This is a genomic window from Pseudomonas sp. B21-017 (assembly GCF_024749245.1).
Classification (GTDB): domain Bacteria; phylum Pseudomonadota; class Gammaproteobacteria; order Pseudomonadales; family Pseudomonadaceae; genus Aquipseudomonas.
The window spans coordinates 2,690,628-2,708,829 of record NZ_CP087194.1; the positions used below are offsets into that span (position 1 = coordinate 2,690,628).

The 18,202-nt window shown below is 61.1% G+C and carries 15 protein-coding genes; 8 read left to right on the forward strand and 7 right to left on the reverse strand.

Annotated features, from left to right (window positions below; translation table 11 throughout):
- The first annotated feature begins 16 nt into the window (after nucleotides 1–16).
- The 5 genes from LOY28_RS12275 to LOY28_RS12295 all read left to right on the forward strand — a co-directional run bounded on the left by LOY28_RS12275 (nucleotide 17) and on the right by LOY28_RS12295 (nucleotide 6,481).
- Entirely contained in the window at nucleotides 17–847 is an 831-nt protein-coding gene (locus tag LOY28_RS12275; RefSeq protein WP_007895816.1) for a p-hydroxycinnamoyl CoA hydratase/lyase, read from the forward strand.
- Between the two features lie 129 nt (nucleotides 848–976).
- A complete protein-coding gene (locus LOY28_RS12280; RefSeq protein WP_258613910.1) occupies nucleotides 977–2,425 on the forward strand; it encodes an aldehyde dehydrogenase in 1,449 nt (482 codons plus the stop codon).
- A gap of 143 nt (nucleotides 2,426–2,568) precedes the next feature.
- The gene (locus tag LOY28_RS12285; protein ID WP_258613911.1) at nucleotides 2,569–4,452 is read left to right on the forward strand and encodes a feruloyl-CoA synthase; all 1,884 of its coding nucleotides are present in this window, start codon (nucleotides 2,569–2,571) and stop codon (nucleotides 4,450–4,452) included.
- Nucleotides 4,449–5,690, forward strand: a complete 1,242-nt coding sequence (locus tag LOY28_RS12290; protein ID WP_258613912.1) for a thiolase family protein — start codon at nucleotides 4,449–4,451, stop codon at nucleotides 5,688–5,690. The genes LOY28_RS12285 and LOY28_RS12290 overlap by 4 nt, the downstream gene beginning before the upstream one ends.
- Nucleotides 5,691–5,767: 77 nt before the next feature.
- Complete coding sequence (locus LOY28_RS12295) at nucleotides 5,768–6,481, forward strand: GntR family transcriptional regulator (protein WP_019578625.1); 714 nt, start codon at nucleotides 5,768–5,770, stop codon at nucleotides 6,479–6,481.
- Nucleotides 6,482–6,491: 10 nt separating this feature from the next.
- On the opposite strand, the gene LOY28_RS12300 is transcribed toward LOY28_RS12295, so the two are convergent.
- From LOY28_RS12300 to LOY28_RS12310, 3 genes are all read right to left on the reverse strand, one after another.
- The gene (locus LOY28_RS12300; RefSeq protein ID WP_258613915.1) at nucleotides 6,492–7,442 is read right to left on the reverse strand and encodes a PDR/VanB family oxidoreductase; all 951 of its coding nucleotides are present in this window, start codon (nucleotides 7,440–7,442) and stop codon (nucleotides 6,492–6,494) included.
- Nucleotides 7,439–8,485: an aromatic ring-hydroxylating dioxygenase subunit alpha gene (locus tag LOY28_RS12305; protein WP_258613917.1), complete on the reverse strand. Its 1,047-nt coding sequence runs from the start codon at nucleotides 8,483–8,485 to the stop codon at nucleotides 7,439–7,441. The genes LOY28_RS12300 and LOY28_RS12305 overlap by 4 nt, the downstream gene beginning before the upstream one ends.
- 127 nt (nucleotides 8,486–8,612) lie before the next feature.
- Entirely contained in the window at nucleotides 8,613–10,100 is a 1,488-nt protein-coding gene (locus LOY28_RS12310; protein WP_258613919.1) for an aldehyde dehydrogenase family protein, read from the reverse strand.
- A 274-nt stretch (nucleotides 10,101–10,374) separates the two neighbouring features.
- Here LOY28_RS12310 and LOY28_RS12315 point away from each other — a divergent pair, with 274 nt between their 5' ends.
- The gene (locus LOY28_RS12315) at nucleotides 10,375–11,544 is read left to right on the forward strand and encodes a p-hydroxyphenylacetate 3-hydroxylase oxygenase component (protein ID WP_028940823.1); all 1,170 of its coding nucleotides are present in this window, start codon (nucleotides 10,375–10,377) and stop codon (nucleotides 11,542–11,544) included.
- A 68-nt stretch (nucleotides 11,545–11,612) separates the two neighbouring features.
- Nucleotides 11,613–12,569, forward strand: coding sequence for a p-hydroxyphenylacetate 3-hydroxylase reductase component (locus LOY28_RS12320; protein WP_018927899.1), 957 nt, complete (start codon nucleotides 11,613–11,615; stop codon nucleotides 12,567–12,569).
- Nucleotides 12,570–12,677: 108 nt separating this feature from the next.
- On the opposite strand, the gene LOY28_RS12325 is transcribed toward LOY28_RS12320, so the two are convergent.
- From LOY28_RS12325 to LOY28_RS12340, 4 genes are all read right to left on the reverse strand, one after another.
- The gene (locus tag LOY28_RS12325; RefSeq protein ID WP_018927900.1) at nucleotides 12,678–13,784 is read right to left on the reverse strand and encodes a class II histone deacetylase; all 1,107 of its coding nucleotides are present in this window, start codon (nucleotides 13,782–13,784) and stop codon (nucleotides 12,678–12,680) included.
- Between the two features lie 35 nt (nucleotides 13,785–13,819).
- Nucleotides 13,820–14,983 (reverse strand): MFS transporter, encoded by a 1,164-nt coding sequence (locus LOY28_RS12330; RefSeq protein WP_096480355.1) that lies wholly within the window; start codon nucleotides 14,981–14,983, stop codon nucleotides 13,820–13,822.
- Nucleotides 14,984–15,005: 22 nt separating this feature from the next.
- Entirely contained in the window at nucleotides 15,006–15,887 is an 882-nt protein-coding gene (locus LOY28_RS12335; RefSeq protein ID WP_018927902.1) for a transporter, read from the reverse strand.
- Nucleotides 15,888–16,015: 128 nt separating this feature from the next.
- On the reverse strand, nucleotides 16,016–16,993 hold the full coding sequence (locus LOY28_RS12340) for a helix-turn-helix transcriptional regulator (protein WP_064617365.1): 978 nt from the start codon (nucleotides 16,991–16,993) through the stop codon (nucleotides 16,016–16,018).
- 266 nt (nucleotides 16,994–17,259) lie between these two features.
- On the opposite strand from LOY28_RS12340, the gene LOY28_RS29925 reads away from it, so the two are divergent.
- Nucleotides 17,260–18,165, forward strand: a complete 906-nt coding sequence (locus LOY28_RS29925; RefSeq protein WP_018927904.1) for a methyl-accepting chemotaxis protein — start codon at nucleotides 17,260–17,262, stop codon at nucleotides 18,163–18,165.
- Nucleotides 18,166–18,202: the final 37 nt, after the last annotated feature.

Below are 18,202 nucleotides of genomic sequence, written 5' to 3' on the forward strand. Positions count from 1 at the left end.
ACAAGAGAGCATCGCCATGAGCAATTACGAAGGTCGCTGGACAACGGTCAAAGTGGAAATCGAGGAAGGCATCGCTTGGGTCATCCTCAACCGTCCGGAAAAACGCAACGCCATGAGCCCGACCCTGAACCGCGAGATGATCGACGTTCTGGAAACCCTGGAGCAGGATCCGGACGCCGGTGTCCTGGTGCTGACGGGGGCGGGCGAAGCCTGGACTGCAGGCATGGACCTCAAGGAATACTTCCGCGAAGTGGACGCCGGCCCGGAAATCCTTCAGGAAAAAATCCGCCGCGAAGCCTCTCAATGGCAATGGAAACTGCTGCGCATGTACGCCAAGCCGACCATCGCCATGGTCAACGGCTGGTGCTTCGGTGGCGGTTTCAGCCCGCTGGTGGCCTGCGATCTGGCGATCTGCGCCGATGAAGCGACTTTCGGCCTGTCGGAAATCAACTGGGGCATTCCGCCGGGCAACCTGGTGAGCAAGGCCATGGCCGACACCGTGGGCCATCGCCAGTCGCTGTACTACATCATGACCGGCAAGACCTTCGGCGGGCAGAAAGCCGCCGAGATGGGCCTGGTCAACGAGAGCGTGCCGCTGGCGCAACTGCGTGAGGTGACGATCGAGCTGGCGCGTAACCTGCTGGAGAAAAACCCGGTGGTGCTGCGCGCAGCCAAGCACGGCTTCAAGCGTTGCCGCGAACTCACCTGGGAGCAGAACGAAGATTACCTGTACGCCAAGCTCGATCAGTCGCGTCTTCTGGACACCGAAGGTGGCCGCGAGCAGGGCATGAAGCAGTTCCTCGACGACAAGAGCATCAAGCCCGGTTTGCAGGCTTACAAACGCTGAGCCCTGGCGTTTAGAACAAGGCGAGCTGGCCGGGCGATCGAGCGTCCGCCAGCTGTTCGCCCCGGCGCCTCGGCGCTACTGTGAGCCCCTCGAACGTATTCCCGATAAAGACAATAAAGAGGAATCACCATGCTGGACGTGCCCCTGCTGATCGGCGGCCAGTCGTGCCCCGCCCGAGACGGTAGAACCTTCGAACGGCGTAATCCGGTGACCGGAGAAATCGTGTCGCGGGTTGCCGCCGCCACCCTGGAAGATGCCGACGCCGCCGTGGCTGCGGCCAAAGCGGCATTCCCCATCTGGGCGGCCCTGGCCCCCAATGAACGACGCACCCGGTTGTTGCGCGCCGCCGAGCAGTTGCAGGCCCGCAGCGCGGAATTCATCGCCGCCGCTGGCGAGACCGGCGCCATGGCCAACTGGTACGGTTTCAATGTGCATCTGGCGTCGAACATGCTGCGTGAAGCGGCATCCATGACCACCCAGATCACCGGCGAAGTCATTCCTTCGGATGTGCCCGGCAGCTTCGCCATGGCCCTGCGTCAACCGTGTGGCGTGGTGCTCGGCATCGCGCCGTGGAACGCCCCAGTCATCCTCGCCACCCGCGCCATCGCCATGCCGCTGGCCTGCGGCAACACCGTGGTGCTCAAGGCGTCGGAGTTGAGCCCGGCGGTGCACCGGCTGATTGGCCAGGTATTGCAGGACGCCGGCCTCGGTGACGGCGTGGTCAACGTCATCAGCAACGCGCCCCAGGATGCCGCGGCGATTGTCGAACGGTTGATCGCCAACCCGGCGGTGCGTCGGGTCAACTTCACCGGCTCGACCCATGTCGGGCGCATCGTTGGTGAGCTGTCGGCGCGTCATCTCAAGCCGGCGTTGCTGGAACTGGGCGGCAAGGCGCCGTTCCTGGTGCTGGAAGATGCCGACCTGGATGCGGCGGTGGAGGCAGCGGCCTTCGGTGCCTTTTTCAATCAGGGGCAGATCTGCATGTCCACCGAGCGCCTGATCGTCGATGCCAGGGTGGCCGATGCCTTTGTCGCCAAACTGGCGGCGAAGATCGCCACCTTGCCCGCCGGCAACCCCAATGCGGAAGGTTCGGTGCTGGGTTCCCTGGTGGACAGCAACGCCGGCGAACGGATCAAACTGATGATCGACGATGCTCTCGACAAGGGCGCAACCCTGGTCGCAGGTGGCCGGTTGGAGGGCAGTATTCTGCAGCCGACTATGCTCGATAGCGTCACCGATGCCATGCGCCTGTACCGCGAAGAATCCTTTGGCCCGGTGGCGGTGGTGCTGCGCGGTGAGGGCGATGAAGAGCTGCTGCGTCTGGCCAATGATTCCGAGTTCGGCTTGTCGGCGGCGATCTTCAGTCGTGACACCGGCCGTGCTCTGGCCTTGGCCCAGCGGGTCGAGTCGGGCATCTGCCACATCAACGGCCCGACCGTGCACGACGAGGCACAGATGCCTTTCGGCGGGGTCAAGTCCAGCGGCTATGGCAGTTTTGGCGGCAAGGCGTCCATCGAGCACTTCACCCAATTGCGCTGGGTGACCTTGCAGAACGGCCCGCGGCACTACCCGATCTGAGCAGCTGTCGCAGCGTCGGGCGACGTACGCTTGAGAGCGCCCGTCGCCCGCGTGCAGGCCAGAAATAACAATAACAAGGCTGCCATGCCCCAGTTGACTGCTTCGCAGCGGACCGGTGGCGTGCCTTGATGGAGAACAAGCACGTGAGTTCCGAATTCAGATCGCCACCCCAGACCGAAGCCAGTGCACCGCGCTATCGCCAGGTATCCATTGGCTGTCCTGCGGTCGAAGTCAGCGAAGAGCAGGGCATATTGCATATGCGCTCCCTGGAACCCTTGGCCGAGTTGCCCGTACGCTTGCTCGATCGCCTGGTGCATTGGGCCCGGGTGCGCCCGCAACAGACCTTTGTTGCCGCTCGCCTGGAGGGCGGCGACTGGCGCCGGGTGAGTTACGCCGAGATGCTGACCAGCGTCCGCGCCATTGCCCAGAGCCTGCTGAGTTACGGCCTGTCGGCCGAGCGACCACTGGCGATCCTCTCGGGCAACGACATCGAGCATTTGCAGATTGCCCTGGGCGCTATGTATGCCGGCATTCCCTATAGCCCGATTTCCCCGGCCTATTCGTTGTTGTCCCAGGATTTCGCCAAGCTTCGGCATGTCTGCGATCTGCTGCAACCGGGGCTGGTGTTCGTCAGCGACGCCGCGACCTATCAGCGGGCGATTGAGGCGGTGCTGCCGGCCGAAACGCCGCTGATTACCGTGCATGGTCAAGTACCGGGCCGCCGTCAGGCGAGTTTTGCCAGCCTGCTGGAACAACCCGGCGGTGCCGAGGCCGATTGCGCCTTCACGGCTACCGGACCAGACAGCATCGCCAAATTCCTGTTTACCTCAGGCTCCACCAAACTGCCCAAGGCGGTGGTCACCACCCAGCGCATGCTCTGCGCCAACCAGCAGATGCTGTTGCAAACCTTCCCGGTGTTCGGCGAAGAACCTCCGGTGCTGGTGGACTGGCTGCCGTGGAATCACACCTTCGGTGGCAGCCACAACGTCGGCATCGTGCTGTACAACGGCGGCACTTTTTACCTGGACGACGGCAAGCCGACCGTTCAGGGTTTTGCTGAAACACTGCGCAACCTCAAGGAAATATCGCCCACCGCCTACCTGACCGTGCCCAAGGGCTGGGAAGAGCTGGTCAACGCTCTGGAGCAGGATGGCGAGTTGCGCGAGCGTTTCTTCTCGCGCATGAAGCTGTTCTTTTTCGCTGCCGCCGGTTTGTCGCAACGGGTTTGGGATCGCTTGGACCGGGTCGCTGAACAGCATTGTGGCGAACGCATTCGCATGATGGCCGGGCTTGGCATGACCGAGGCGTCGCCGTCCTGCACGTTCACCACCGGGCCATTGTCCATGGCCGGCTACATCGGCCTGCCGGCACCCGGTTGCGAAGTGCGGTTGGTGCCGGTGGACGGCAAGCTGGAAGGGCGTTTTCGCGGGCCGCACATCATGCCCGGTTACTGGCGCGCGCCGCAGCAGACCGCCGAGGTGTTCGACGAACAGGGTTTCTACTGTTCTGGCGATGCGTTAAAGCTGGCTGACCCCTGTGATCCGCAACTCGGGCTGATGTTCGACGGGCGCATCGCCGAGGACTTCAAGCTCAGCTCCGGCGTGTTTGTCAGCGTCGGTCCGCTGCGCAATCGCGCGGTGCTTGAAGGTTCGCCCTATGTTCAGGACCTGGTGGTGGCCGCGCCGGACCGCGAGTGCCTGGGGGCGCTGGTCTTTCCCCGGTTGTATGAATGCCGACGTCTGGCGGGTTTGAGTGCCCACGCCAGCGATGCCGAGGTTCTGGCCAGCGCGCCGGTGCGTCAGTGGTTCGGCGATTGGCTGCAGCGGCTCAACCGCGACGCCACCGGTAATGCCAGCCGCCTGGAATGGATCGCGTTGCTCGACGAACCAGCTTCCATCGACCGTGGTGAAATCACCGACAAGGGCTCGATCAATCAGCGTGCGGTGTTGCAGTGGCGTGCCGACAAGGTCGAGGCGCTGTATCGCGGTGAAGATCCTTCCATCCTGCGTGCCGGACCTCTGCCGTGAACGGTGCGGGGCAGTATTCGAGCTTTAGCGATGTGGCGATTTTCGAAGCCCTGCGCACGCCTTGGGTCGACCTTGGCGGGGACTTGGCTCAGGTCTCGCCGATCGATCTGGGGATCAAGGTCGGGCGCGAGGTATTGGCCCGCGCCGCTCTCGATCCGTCCTCGGTGGACAGTGTGCTCGCTGGCTCCGTGGCTCAGGCCAGTTTCGATGCTTACCTGCTGCCTCGGCATATCGGCCTCTACAGTGGCGTGCCGCAAGAGACTCCGGCGCTGGGGGTGCAGCGTATCTGCGCCACCGGTTTCGAACTCTTGCGGCAGGCCGCCGGGCAGCTGGATGACGGCGTGCAGCTGGCCCTGTGCGTGGCAGCCGAATCGGTGTCACGCAACCCGATTGCCGCTTACACCCACCGCAGCGGTTTCCGGCTCGGCGCCGAGGTGGCGTTCAAGGACTTTCTCTGGGAAGCCCTCTACGACCCGGCCCCAGGCGTAGACATGATCACCACCGCCGACAACCTGGCCCGGCGGCATGGCCTGAGCCGCGACGAAGTGGATCGCTACGCTCTGTGCAGTCATCAACTGGCATTGCAGGCGCAAGCCGACGGCTGGTTCGAGCCGGAACTGGTAGCGATTGGTAATGAGCGTTTTGAGTTGGCCGGCTATCAGCCACGCAATATTCAGTTGCCACGGGGCGTGGACCGCGTAACGCACGATAGCCACCCGCGACCTACCGACCTGAGCGCTTTGGGCCGGTTGCAGTCGGTGCATGCCGGCGGTGTGCAAACGGCCGGCAACAGTTGCGCGGTGGTCGATGGTGCGGCGGCCGCGCTGGTGGGGCGAGCCTCTGCGGCTCGGCGTCCGGTGTTGGCCCATTTGCTGGCCAGTGCCGTGGTGGGGGTGGCACCGGAGTTCATGGGCATCGGCCCGGCACCGGCGATCCAGTTGCTGCTGCAACGCAGCGGCCTGGCCATTGACGACATCGGCTTGTTGGAAATCAACGAAGCCCAGGCGGCACAAGTGCTGGCCGTGGCGCAGGTGCTTGAACTGGACGGCGACCGCCTCAACCGGCGGGGCGGCTCCATCGCCCTGGGGCATCCCTTGGCCGCCAGCGGATTGCGTCTGGTGCTGACCCTGGCCAGGCAACTGCGCGAGGGCAATCTGCGTTATGGCATTGCCGCCGCGTGTGTTGGCGGAGGGCAGGGTATGGCGCTGCTGATCGAGAATCCTGCCTATCAAGGCTGAACACCGCGACCTCTGCCCAAACCTGGCGTCTCTCTCTTGCGTTACTATGCAGGCCCACCTTTCTGGAAGTTGCCTGGATGAGTAAGCCCGGTCAAACGGTGTTGGTCGCATTGCGCAAGATGATCGCCTCGGGCGAACTGGCGGCGGGCGAGCGGTTGATGGAAATCCCCACGGCGCAGCTGTTCGGTGTTTCGCGGATGCCGGTGCGCATGGCGTTCCGCACGCTGGAGCAGGAAGGCTTGCTGGTGCGTTTTGGCGGGCGCGGGTTTCAGGTGCGTTCGGTCAGCCCCGATGACATTGCCGGTGCGGTCGAAGTACGGGGCGTACTCGAAGGCCTGGCGGCGCGTCAGACCGCCGAGCGCGGGCTCTCAGACGAAGCCCGGGCGACCCTCGAACAGTGCCTGATGCAGGGTGATCAGCTGTTCGATAAAGGGTACGTGACCATAGAAGACCTGGAGGTCTATCACGACCTCAACATGCGTTTTCATGAGGTGATCGTCGAAGGCAGCCATAACCCGGCGATCGCCGACGCCCTGGCGCGCAACGATCATTTGCCCTTCGCTTCGGTGACTGCCCTGGCCGTGGACCGCAACGACATGGTCCGGGAGTACCGACGTTTCAACTATGCCCACATGCAACACCATTCGGTGTTCGATGCCTTGGTTAACCGCCAGGGTGCGCGTGCCGAAGCGATCATGCGCGAACACGCCAACGCCACGTTGCGCTACGCCGAGGTCTTCGGCTCAGCGACGGCCGAGGAGCGGATGAAGGTCATTCTCCGCTCGGAATAAGCGCGGTTTATCAGATATCCAGCACCAGCAGCGGCGTTTTCGAGCGCGAGCAGCAAGGGGTGAACTGGTCGTTGCAGGCCTGTTCATCCTCGGTGAGGAACAGGTCGCGATGCTCCGGCACCCCCTCCAGAACCCGAGTCAGGCAAGTACCACAAATGCCTTGTTCACAGGAAATGGCGATTTCGATGCCGTGGTCTTGCAGTACTTGCACCACGCTCTTGTCGGCCGGCACCTCGAAGACCTGACCGCTACTGGCGAGCTTGATCGAGAAACTGCCATCGGCGCCAGTGTCGACGGGCGCGGCGGCGAAGTACTCGCGGTGCAGGTATTGTTCCTGCCAGCCCTGCTTCCTGGCCGTGTCCAACACGTGCTGCATGAAGCCGCCGGGGCCACACACATATAAATGAACGTCGTTCAGCGGCGTGGCCAGAACCTTGGCCGCGTCCAGCGCGGTGTCGGGTTCCTGATCGAAATGCAGGAACACCCGGTCGGCAAAAGGCGAGCGTTGCAGGCGTTCGACAAAGGCTGCACGGTCCCGTGATCGGGCACAGTAATGCAGCTCGAAATCCGCGCCACTGTGTGCCAGGCGTTCGGCCATGCACAGGATCGGCGTGATCCCGATACCGCCAGCGAACAGCAGGCTGCGCCTGGCCTCATGGACCAACGGGAACAGGTTGCGCGGTTCACTGATCGGCAGGCGCGTGCCGGGGTGGATCCGCTCGTGCATAGCCAGTGAACCACCGCGGGAGGTCGGGTCCTTGAGCACGCCGATCAGGTAGCGATGGCGTTCTTCGGGGTGATTGCACAGGGAGTATTGCCGGATCAAGCCGCCGGGCAGGTGCACATCGATGTGCGCACCGGCGCTGAAGGCCGGCAGCGGTCGGTCATCGACACTGGCCAGCTCATAGCTGCAGATGTCGTGGGCTTCGTTGTTGCGCGATACCACCAGCACTTCGATCATGCCATTGACTCCTGCGAGGCTTGCTCCCTGGCGATCAGGCGCTCCAGAACGCGACGCGACTGCACGCCGCCAGCGTCGATATTGAGCTTGAGCAAATTGCGCGCGGGATGGCTGAGCAGGTTCTGTTGCTGGCGTTCGAGCATCTCCAGGTCCTCGCTGAAAATCTTGCCCTGTCCCTCGCGAATGCTCGCGGTCAAGGCTTCATCCTGCGGATTGAAGTTGCGCGCCATGCCCCAGAAGTACCAGATCGAGGTCTCGGTTTCCGGCGTGATGAAGTCGACGACGATGCTCGACGCCTTGAACTGCTGGGGAGCCTGATAACCGCCATGGCCGGCATGGGCCACGCCGACTTCGATCAGCACATGGCTGGGCGGGGTGAAGCGGCAGATCTGCCAGCGGTCCACCGGCACATCGTCGGCCAGGTTGTTGCCGCGCAGGGCCATGCGCCAGAAGGGCGGGGCCATGATGTTGTCCATGTGGCGGGCGGTGACCACCTCATCGCCTTCGACCGTTGTGACCGGCGGCGCTTCGTCGATTTCCTTTTGGCCGATGCTGGACGCATGAACGTAGGTTTCATGAGTCAGGTCCATCAGGTTGTCGATCATCAGGCGGTAGTCGCACTGGATGTGGAACAGGCCGCCGCCATAGGCCCACTCGTCACTGACGGCCCATTCCAGGTGATGGATCAGCGCCGGGTCGGCCAACGCCTGATCGCCGGGCCAGACCCAAATAAAGCCGTAGCGCTCGACCACGGCAAAGGTCTTGTTGCACGGGAAGCCGCGAACCCGCTGCCCGGGCATTTCCACAGTCTTGCCGTCGCACCCCATCACCAGGCCGTGATAGCCGCACACCAGATTGCCGTTTTCCACATAACCCAAGGACAGCGGCGCGCCGCGATGAGGGCAGAAGTCCTCGACAGCCGCCACCTTACCCTCGTGGCCGCGGTAAAAAACCATCTTTTCACCGCAGATCTGACGGCCCAATGGCTTGCCAGCGATTTCATCGGGCGTGCAGGCGACGTACCAAGTGTTCTTGGGGTACATGGAGATTCTCCAAGGTTGTTTGTTGTTATTTAGTGGATCCATTAATGGTGATTTATTGAGTTTTGTCAAACTGATTCTGTTTATTAACGATTTAGTGGATCCACTGGTGGCTTTGGAATCCTCCGAATCAATAGCGGATCATCACGGATTTCAGCTCCGTGTAGTCGTCGATAAACGCGCCGCCGAATTCACGGCCGATGCCTGAAGACTTGATGCCGCCGAACGGTACTGCCGGGTCGAGGAGGGTGTGCATGTTCACCCAGACGGTGCCGGCTTCGATGCTCGGGATCATGCGCATGGCTTTGGACAAATCGTTGGTCCACAGGCTCGCGCTCAGGCCGTACGGTGTGTTGTTCATCAGTTCGAGCAGCTCGTCTTCGGTGTCGTAGGGGAAGAAGGTGGCGACCGGGCCGAAGGTTTCTTCGTTGAGCAGGGTGTCGTTGACGGTGTTGGCGAGGATCACCGTCGGTTCGACATAACAGCCGGGGCGGTCGATCAGGTTGCCACCGCAGATGATGGTGTTGTTTTCAGCACGGGCCTTGTCGAAAAACGCGCCGAGCTTGAGTTGATGCTGGCGGTTGGTCACCGGGCCGAATTCGGTGCGCTCGTCCAGGGGCGAGCCGATGTTCAGCGTGCTCAAACGTTGGGCCAGTTTGTCCATGATTGGCTCGATCTGTGAGCGATGGGCGAAGAACCGTTCGGCAGCGGCGCAGATTTGCCCGGAATGCAGGAAGCCGGCTTCGATGATGCCGTTGACCGCTTTATCCAGATCGACGTCGCGCAGGAACCCCGCCGAGTTTTTACCGCCCAGTTCCAGGGTGGCGCGGGTCAGGCCGGCACCCATGGCGCTCTGACCGACGGCAATGCCGGTCGGCACCGAGCCGGTGAACGACACCTTGTCGGTGCCCGGGTGTTCGATCAGCCCTTTGCCAACCAGCCCGCCCCCTGTCAGTACGTTCAGTGCGCCGGCCGGGAGACCGGCTTCAATGGCCAGTTCGGCGATCCGCAGGATGGTCAGCGGGGTGAACTCACTGGGTTTGATGATGATGCTGCAACCGGTCACCAGTGCCGAGGCGAGTTTCCAGATAGCGATCATGGTGGAGAAGTTCCACGGCACGATGCCGACCACCACCCCGACGGGTTGGCGCAAGGTGTAGGCGGTATAGCGTTCGCCGGCGAAGGAGGGCAATGACGGGGTGATGGTCTGGCCGCTGATCTTGGTCGCCCAGCCAGCGTAGTAACGCAGAAAGTGAGCGGCCTGATCGACTTCGAAAGCCCTGGAAATCTGGATGATCTTGCCCGATTGGCAGGTTTCGATCTGTGCCAGTTCTTCGCGGTTGCGCTCCAGCAAGTCCGCCAGTTTCAGCAGCACATTGCCCCGCGTCGCCGGTGTGGCCTGGGACCATTGTTTGAAGCCACGTTTGGCCGATTCCACCGCCGCGTCGATATCGGCTGGATCGGCATTGGCGACCTGGGCAATGACCTTGCCAGTGGCAGGGTTGATCACTTCCAGTGTCTGGCTGGAACGGCTCTGGACGTAGCCGCCGTCGATAAACAATGCATGGCTTCGACGGAGGAAGGCTTCAACTTGAGGCAGCAGCGCAATATCGCTCATGGGGGTTTTCCTGATCGCGAACAAGAGAAAAACCCGAGGTTAATCCGTGGGGGCATGCGTGGCTTGACTGTGCCTGCCGTGCTACATGCCCGTGGGTGCCAGAACGGCTTCAAGTGTGGGCAGAATGATTGGATCGTTGCCTTTGAAAAGTACAATCTTGGCTCTGGAAGGTGCATTTTCTACCGCGATGGCGGGTTCCATACTGGCCCTGTATCCGGCGCCGTGCCTCGATTCGGGGCACCGGGCGGACATCCAATAATAAGCAGGGCCGTCCATGAAAAAGCCAAACCCGCTCCTCGAAGACCTCAAGTCCATTCTGCCAACCATCGCTGCCAATGCCTTTGAGGCCGAGCGGAACCGCAAGGTCCCCGACGAGAACATTGCGCTGCTCAAAAGCATCGGCATGCACCGTGCCTTTCAGCCGAAGAAGTTCGGCGGCATGGAAATATCGCTACCGCAATTCGCCGACTGCATTGCCTTGCTTGCAGGCTCTTGTGCCAGCACGGCTTGGGCCATGAGTCTGCTGTGTACTCACAGTCATCAACTGGCCATGTTCTCAGCCAAATTGCAGCAGGAAGTCTGGGGCACTGACCCGGATGCCACCGCCAGCAGCAGCATCGCGCCTTTCGGCCGTACCGAAGAGACCGACGGTGGCGTGCTGTTCAGCGGTGAAATGGGCTGGAGCAGTGGCTGCGATCACGCCGAGTGGGCGATTGTCGGTTTCCGTCGCAAGAATGCCGAGGGTACCCAGGACTACTGCTTCGCGGTGCTGCCGCGCAGCGACTACCAGATCCGTGACGACTGGTTCGCCGCTGGCATGAAAGGCAGTGGCACCAAGACTTTGATCATCGACAATGTGCTGGTACCGGAACATCGCATCCAGAAAGCCAAGGACATGATGGAGGGCAAGTCCGCCGGTTTCGGTCTGTACCCGGACAGCAAGATCTTCTACTCGCCGTACCGTCCTTACTTTGCCAGCGGTTTCTCCACGGTGAGCCTGGGTGTCGCCGAGCGCATGCTGGAGGTGTTCCGTGAAAAAACCAAAACCCGCGTGCGTGCCTACACCGGTGCGGCGGTCGGTGCCGCGACCCCGGCATTGATGCGCCTGGCCGAGTCGACCCATCAGGTTGCAGCGGCCCGGGCCTTTCTCGAAAAAACCTGGCAGGAGCATGCCGAGCACAGCGAACGACATGAATACCCAAGCCGCGAAACCCTGGCGTTCTGGCGCACCAACCAGGCTTACGCCACCAAGATGTGCATCCAGGCAGTGGACCGTCTGTTCGAGGCCGCCGGCGGCAATGCCTGGTTCGAGCACAACGAGATGCAACGTCTGTTCCGCGACTCGCACATGACCGGGGCCCATGCCTACACCGACTACGACGTCTGCGCGCAGATCCTCGGCCGCGAGCTGATGGGTCTGGAGCCCGACCCGAGCATGATCTGAACCAGATCGTCACCGCGTCCCCATAACAACAATCAGGACTGCTCCTGAAAGCAGTCCGGGAGTCTTGCATGTCTGATAACAGCGTTTGTGCAGCTACTGAAACGACCTTCGACCCACGGGCCTTTCGCCGGGCGCTGGGCAATTTCGCCACCGGGGTGACGGTGGTGACTGCCGCCAGCGCATCCGGGCGCAAAGTCGGGGTGACCGCCAACAGCTTCAACTCGGTATCCCTCGATCCGCCGCTGGTGCTGTGGAGCATCGACAAGCGTTCCAACAGCCACGAGGTGTTCGAGCAGGCCAGCCATTTCGCGGTCAACGTGTTGGCGGCGGACCAGATTGACCTTTCCAATAATTTCGCCCGGCCCAAGGAAGATCGTTTCGCCGAGATCGAGTTCGAACCGGGCGAGGGCGGGGCACCGGTGTTCGCCGATTGCTCGGCGCGTTTTCACTGCGAGAAGTACCAGCAGGTGGATGGCGGCGATCACTGGATCATGATCGGCAAGGTGGTGGCGTTCGATGATTTCGGTCGCTCGCCCTTGCTCTATCACCAGGGCGCCTATTCCATGGTCTTGCCCCATACCCGCATGACTAAACGCGATGAAAGCCAGCCACCGAGCAGCCATTTTCAGGGGCGCCTCAGCCACAATCTGTATTACCTGATGACCCAGGCGGTGCGGGCCTACCAGTCCAGCTACCAGCCACGGCAACTGTCCACCGGCCTGCGCACCAGCGAGGCGCGCATGCTGATGGTGCTGGAAAGTGACGCAAGGCTGAACCCCAACGATCTGTTGCGTGAGGTGGCGATGCCTGTTCGGGAAATCGATGAGGCCGTCGCCAACCTCAAACGCAAGGGGTTGGTGAACGACGATGACAACGGTGTACGTCTGACGGCTGCCGGTATCGAGCAGACCGAAGACCTTTGGGCGATCGCTCAGGCGCAACAAGAGAAAGTCTTTGCCGAATTCAGCGAGACGCAGATAGAAACGTTCAAAACCGTGTTGAAACGACTGATCAGCAACTGCTGACCGTTTGATCTTGGGGTAGAAAAATCCGATGCCGGTAATGGCATCGGATTTTTTTTTGCGTCACGCTCGGGCCGTTGAACTGCGCTGCAACATTGTCAGCGCCAAGGCTCAGCGTGCTACGGCCAACTCATCGATCAAGTGCCGTTGAAATGCCGCAAACGCTTCCTTCGGTTGCTGCAGCTGCACAAACTCCAACATGGGGTCGGTGACTTCAGTCCTGATGCCAGCCAATTCCTCAATGGTCGCTAACCCGCAAAACGGCACATACGCTTCGGAGTACCCGCCTTCATGCACCAGAACGAGACGGCCTTGACACAACCGTTCGGCGGCTTCGCGCACGCAGCGAGTCATCTGCCGGTACGAGTCGCTGTGTAACAGCATCCGGGCGAGGGGATCGACGGCGTTGGCGTCGTAACCGCAGGCAACGATGATCAACTCGGGCTCGAAGCGCTCCAGCGCCGGAATCACGATACGCTCCATCGCATAGAGATAAGCCTCATGACCGCAGCCTGGGGGCAACGGAATATTGATATTCGCTCCCAATCCCGCGCCGCGGCCGCGATCGGCTTCACCGCTGTAACCGGCGGGGAAACAGCTGTCTTGATGCAGCGAAATGGTCAGCACATCACCGCGTTCCTCAAAGATTGATTGAGTACCGTTGCCGTGGTGCACATCCCAGTCGATCACCGCGACTTTGCCCAGGCCACGGTGTGCTTTTGCGGCTTCAATGGCGATGGCGATATTGGCCAGGAAGCAGAAACCCATGGCGCTGTCGGCCAGGCAGTGGTGACCCGGTGGGCGTGACAGAGAGTAGGCATTGTCGACCTCGCCGGACAGTACGGCATCGACCGCTGCCATGGCCAGTCCGGCGGACAGCCTGGCTATTTCATAACTGCCGGGCCCAATGGGAGCGTTCGGCCCCAATTCGCCGCCGCCGGCATCACTCATGGCCTTGAAGCGTTGCAGGTAGTCAGGCGTATGAACCCGTAGCAGATCCTCATCCGCTGCCGCATTGGCGCTTCGTACCTGTAAGTGTCGGGTCAGGCCGGAAACGTCCAGCAGGCTCTTCAGACGGCGCTTGGTTTCCGGCGATTCGGCGTGGCCGGCAGCGGCAGGCGGTTGCACCCAACCTCCCACCGGCAAGGTCAAGGCGTGCAGTCCGGCGCTGTGCCAGAGGCTGAGTTCGTCGAAGAAAAACGCACTTTTTCGGCTCATCGTTCTTTCCATTTTCTTTAGGGTAAAAGGACCACTCACGCGCTAGGGCGGCAGCTCAGAATCAACACCAGGGACAGCAAAGTGATGCAGGCCGCTCCGATAAGCAGCGATTGGAAACCGCCGCTGGCTTCGATCAGCCGGCCAGCCACTGTCGGGCCGATGGCGAGGCCACCACCGATCACAAGGTTGGAGGCATTCATCAGTTTTCCGGAACGGTCGAGGTCGGCCAGGCAGGCCAGAATCAACGGCAGAATGAAGGTCCAGGTGAACTTGAAAAGCAGCGCAGCCAAAGCAAAGCGCAGCATTTCAGGTTGGCCCAGCAACAGCAGCACCGAGCCTGCCATCAGCCCGTAACCCAGCAGCAACAACAGCAGGCGTGGCAGACGATTGCCGATCAGCGAGGCACAACCCGCACCGACAATGCCTGTCACCGTAGCAACGGCAAGAATCTCGCCGCTGGACTCGGCAGAGAGGCCGGCGTGGGTGCTGATGGAACCGATAAAGGTCCAGACGCCGCTCAGGCTGATGTAAAAACTCAGGATGGCAAGAATGCCCAGTGCCGCCTTCCACTTCGAGGCGAGGGCTACTCGCTCGGCGGTTTTCTCAGTCGGCGGGCTGCCTTGGGGAAAGTAACGGGCCATTGGCAAAAAGACCGTCATCAGCCCTGCAAGGATCAAGTAGCAGGCTGACAGCCCGTAGTGTTCGAACAGGCGTGGCAGGATGCTCAAGCCAATCGCCCCGACCACCAGTTGCCCCATCACCCATAAGCCATAGACGCGATCGGGGTTGGACGTCGAGGCGGCACTGGACAGACAGATGATCATCAGTGAACCGCCGGCCAGGGCGCTGCAAAAGCGCAATGCCAGGAGTAGCGAATAATCGTGGGCAAGCATCGAGAGCAGGTTGGCTGCAATGAACAGTATCCCGGCCAGCAATGCGGCGCGGCGCCAGTCGATACGTTTGAGCCACCAGAGAGCGGGCAGGGTGGCCAGGCTCATGGCACCGAGTTCGGTGGAGAACAGATTGCCTATCTGTGACGGGCTCAGCTGCCATTGAGTTGCCAGTTGCGCCGCCACAGCCGGTGCGGTCATAAGGATGGTCGGGGTGATGGCGGCGAACAACACAATGGCTGCCAGCAATGCCAGTTGGGATGATGCGAGCGAGCGGTGATTGGTCAGCGGTTTGGTCTGGGTGTTCATGTTCAAGCTCCGATGAATGAATTCAGAACACATGGACCAGACGCAGCAATGCGTCGGTACCGTGATAGCCGTTGTCGGTGGCGACGTTCTGCGAGAGGCTGAACATCAACTGATTCTGTTTATCGAGCCAGTGACCGACTTCGAAACCCACCTGGGTGTAGCGCTTGTGGGTGTCATCGATGCGTTGTTCATTGATCCGCAACTCGCCGCCATCGGCGTGGATCAGTCGCAACGCGCCATAGGTGCTCGACGTGAAGTCATAAGAGGCAAAAGCTTGCAAGCGATACAGAGGGTCCTGTTTGAGGTCATTGCTGAAGTAGTCGTCGTTCTTGCCATAGAGCTGGGCTTCGAGGTTGGCTTCCAGCACCCATTTTTCACCGATGCCCTGGGTGTAGTTGTAAACGAAGGTTGCCCCCCAGCGATTGGCACCGGGTGACACATCGGGATTTGTGCTGTGGTACTCGCCCACCGGCAGGGTAATCAGGGTCAGCAACCCGCTGTAGGTGCGCGAGGTGGGGTCGTTGATGAAGAACAGGGTGCCGCCGACCTGAGGGTCACCGAAACCGCTTTCTCCGGTGTGCTGACTGGCACCTGGCAGGTGGGCGCTGATGTCGGCGAAGGGCACGATGAATTGTGGGGTGCAGAGGGTGCCGCAGATGTCGGTGAAAAAGACCTGGCGATAAGCCACGGCGTTGACCTTAAGGTCGGCCTTGCCCGTGCTGTCGGCGGGGCCGTGGAAATCATTGGCGCGGCTTGCCGGCAAATACAGCACGCCCAGGGTGGTGCCCGAAGGGGCGCCGAAAAAATCCCGGGCGTTGAGGTCGGCGGCGCCAGCATGCAGGCTCGACAGACCACTGATAAGAGCCAGTGCAGTGTTGCGGGTGAAGGTACTGGTCATGGGCATTGCGTCTCTTCTTTGAGTTGTTGTGCGGCGAACGGATCGCCCCTACGTGGCATAGGGAAAAAAGGGCAAAAGTGTCCCGTGGCTGTCAAAAAGGCAGCTAAAAAGTCAGCGCGAGTCAGCGGGGTAGATCAGTCAGGCGGGGCGTGCAGCAGATGGGCAATTCGGGCTTTGTCCTTGACCCCGAGTTTGCTGTAGATGGCGCGGATGTGGTGGCGCACGGTATTGGGTGACATGCCCAGATCGCGGGCGACTTCCTTGTAGGTCTTGCCTTCGCCGAAGCCTTGAGCCACATCGTTTTCTCGTGGACTCAATTGCATCAGCACAGTGCGGCTGCGGGCTGCCAGCAAGAACAGATCACCGACCGTCGAGGCCTCGATCTGCAGATGCTTGCCTTCATACCCATTAGCGTCCATTGCCACCGGCAGGCAAGGGCCGGTCCAGTCCGTCCACTCGGTCAGCAGCAAGTCGACGAAACCACGTTCCGCGCAGTGCAGTGTGCCGCGCTGGTCGCATACGGCGAGCGCCAGATTGCGCGGGCGGGTGAGGGTTTCGCGCATGGCCACAAGGGTGCGGATCTGGTTGGCCGATACCGCAGCAACCAGATGAAGCATGAGGTTGTTCAGCAACCGACAATCCTGATCGGAAAAGCGCGGTGCTTCGGGAGCGCGATACACCGTGAGGTGATCGCTGAGGTGGGTTTGTGGGTCGACGTACACAATGCACAGCAATTCGCCAATACCATAGGATTCGCCGAGCCAGTTGAGTCCGGAACCGTTGGAAGGGTCGCGCATGTCGACGATGACCGCTTGCCCGGGGATGTCGTGGACCCTGCCGACGGTCACGTCGATGTGGCGAATCGATTGCCAGTCCGACAGGTAGCTGCGGGGCAATTTGTAGAGATAGGAGTTGTGTTCTTCAGGCAACCCTTCAATCAGCGCCGCACGCCCCCACCAGGCACTGTCGAAGGGTAACAACTGGTTGATGCAGCCCAGCGCGGCGTGGTGGAAATGCTCGATGTCTTTGTCCTGTGCCAGGCGCTGAAGCTCCAGTGTCATTGCACTGAACGCCTCTAGGAGGCTGGCGTGACCATGATCATGACGGCTCATTCGTATGTACCTCTGTGCGACATTTTTATTGTTTTCGTCACGAAGTCATTAAGGACCGAAACGTCGTTTGGACGTGGGCAGGGCCTGAGGACGAGTATCGGCGGGTTGAGAGAGTATCGCTATCCTACAGATGCACGATGGCTGCTACAGGAAGGCCTTTTGTGTGTGGCAGACAGGAGCAAACGCCTCAGCAGCCACGTACAAGCAATCATCTCCCGTTTGCTATCAGATCCAGTGTCTCGACTCGATGAACAAAGGACAGGCTGATGTTCTTCAAGAAACATAAACAGCAGCAGGCGCTCACCGAGGCCTTGCAACTGGAACGGTTTACACAAGAAAAAAACCAAATCGTGCAACGTCTGCGGGTCGCCGAGGAGCTGTCCAAGGGCCAGGCCTGCCAATTGGAGCGCAGCGAGCAGGCGCTTGAAACGCTTCGCCAACAGCTGGAACAGACCCGGCTCCGCGAGCAGGCGCTGGAGGCCGAGTTAAGCCTGCACGTGCAGTTGTCCCACCAGCACCGGCAGGAGGAACAGATCTGGGAGCTGTTGCAGTCGACGCTGACCGAGGGTTGCTGGGACATCACCGTGGTCAACGGTGATGTGCAGGATCCAGCCAGTTGCATGCGGTTTTCCAGTCAGTTCCGCCTCCTCATGGGGTATGCCCCGCACGAGCTGCCCGACGGTTGGGATGCTCAAGTCAACATCACCCATGCTGACGATCTGCCGAAGATCATGGCGATCTTCGATCGGGAAATCCTCGCAACCCACGGCAGTGGTGAATACGTCTTTGAATACCGGATGCGCCACAAGACCCGAGGTTACATCTGGTGTCGCGAGCGTGGTCGCGCAGCCCGTGACGAGCAGGGCCGCTTGACCCGAGTGATCGGCGCGGTGCGCGACATTAGCGATGAGCGTTCAGCCGAGGCCACCCATCAACGAATGCTCGAGCAGAATCAGGCGACCTACGGCCAGATCGCGACGGTGGTAGGAGTCATTAAAGGCATCGCCGACCAGACCAACTTGCTGGCCTTGAACGCCGCCATCGAAGCGGCCAGGGCGGGGGAGGTCGGGCGCGGGTTTTCAGTGGTGGCCGATGAAGTGCGCAAACTGGCGGAAAATACCCGCCAGGCGACTCATCAGATTCAGACGATGTTGCATCAGCACAAACAGTAAACCGCGTCAGGAGCTGCGCCAGGCAGCTCCTGACATG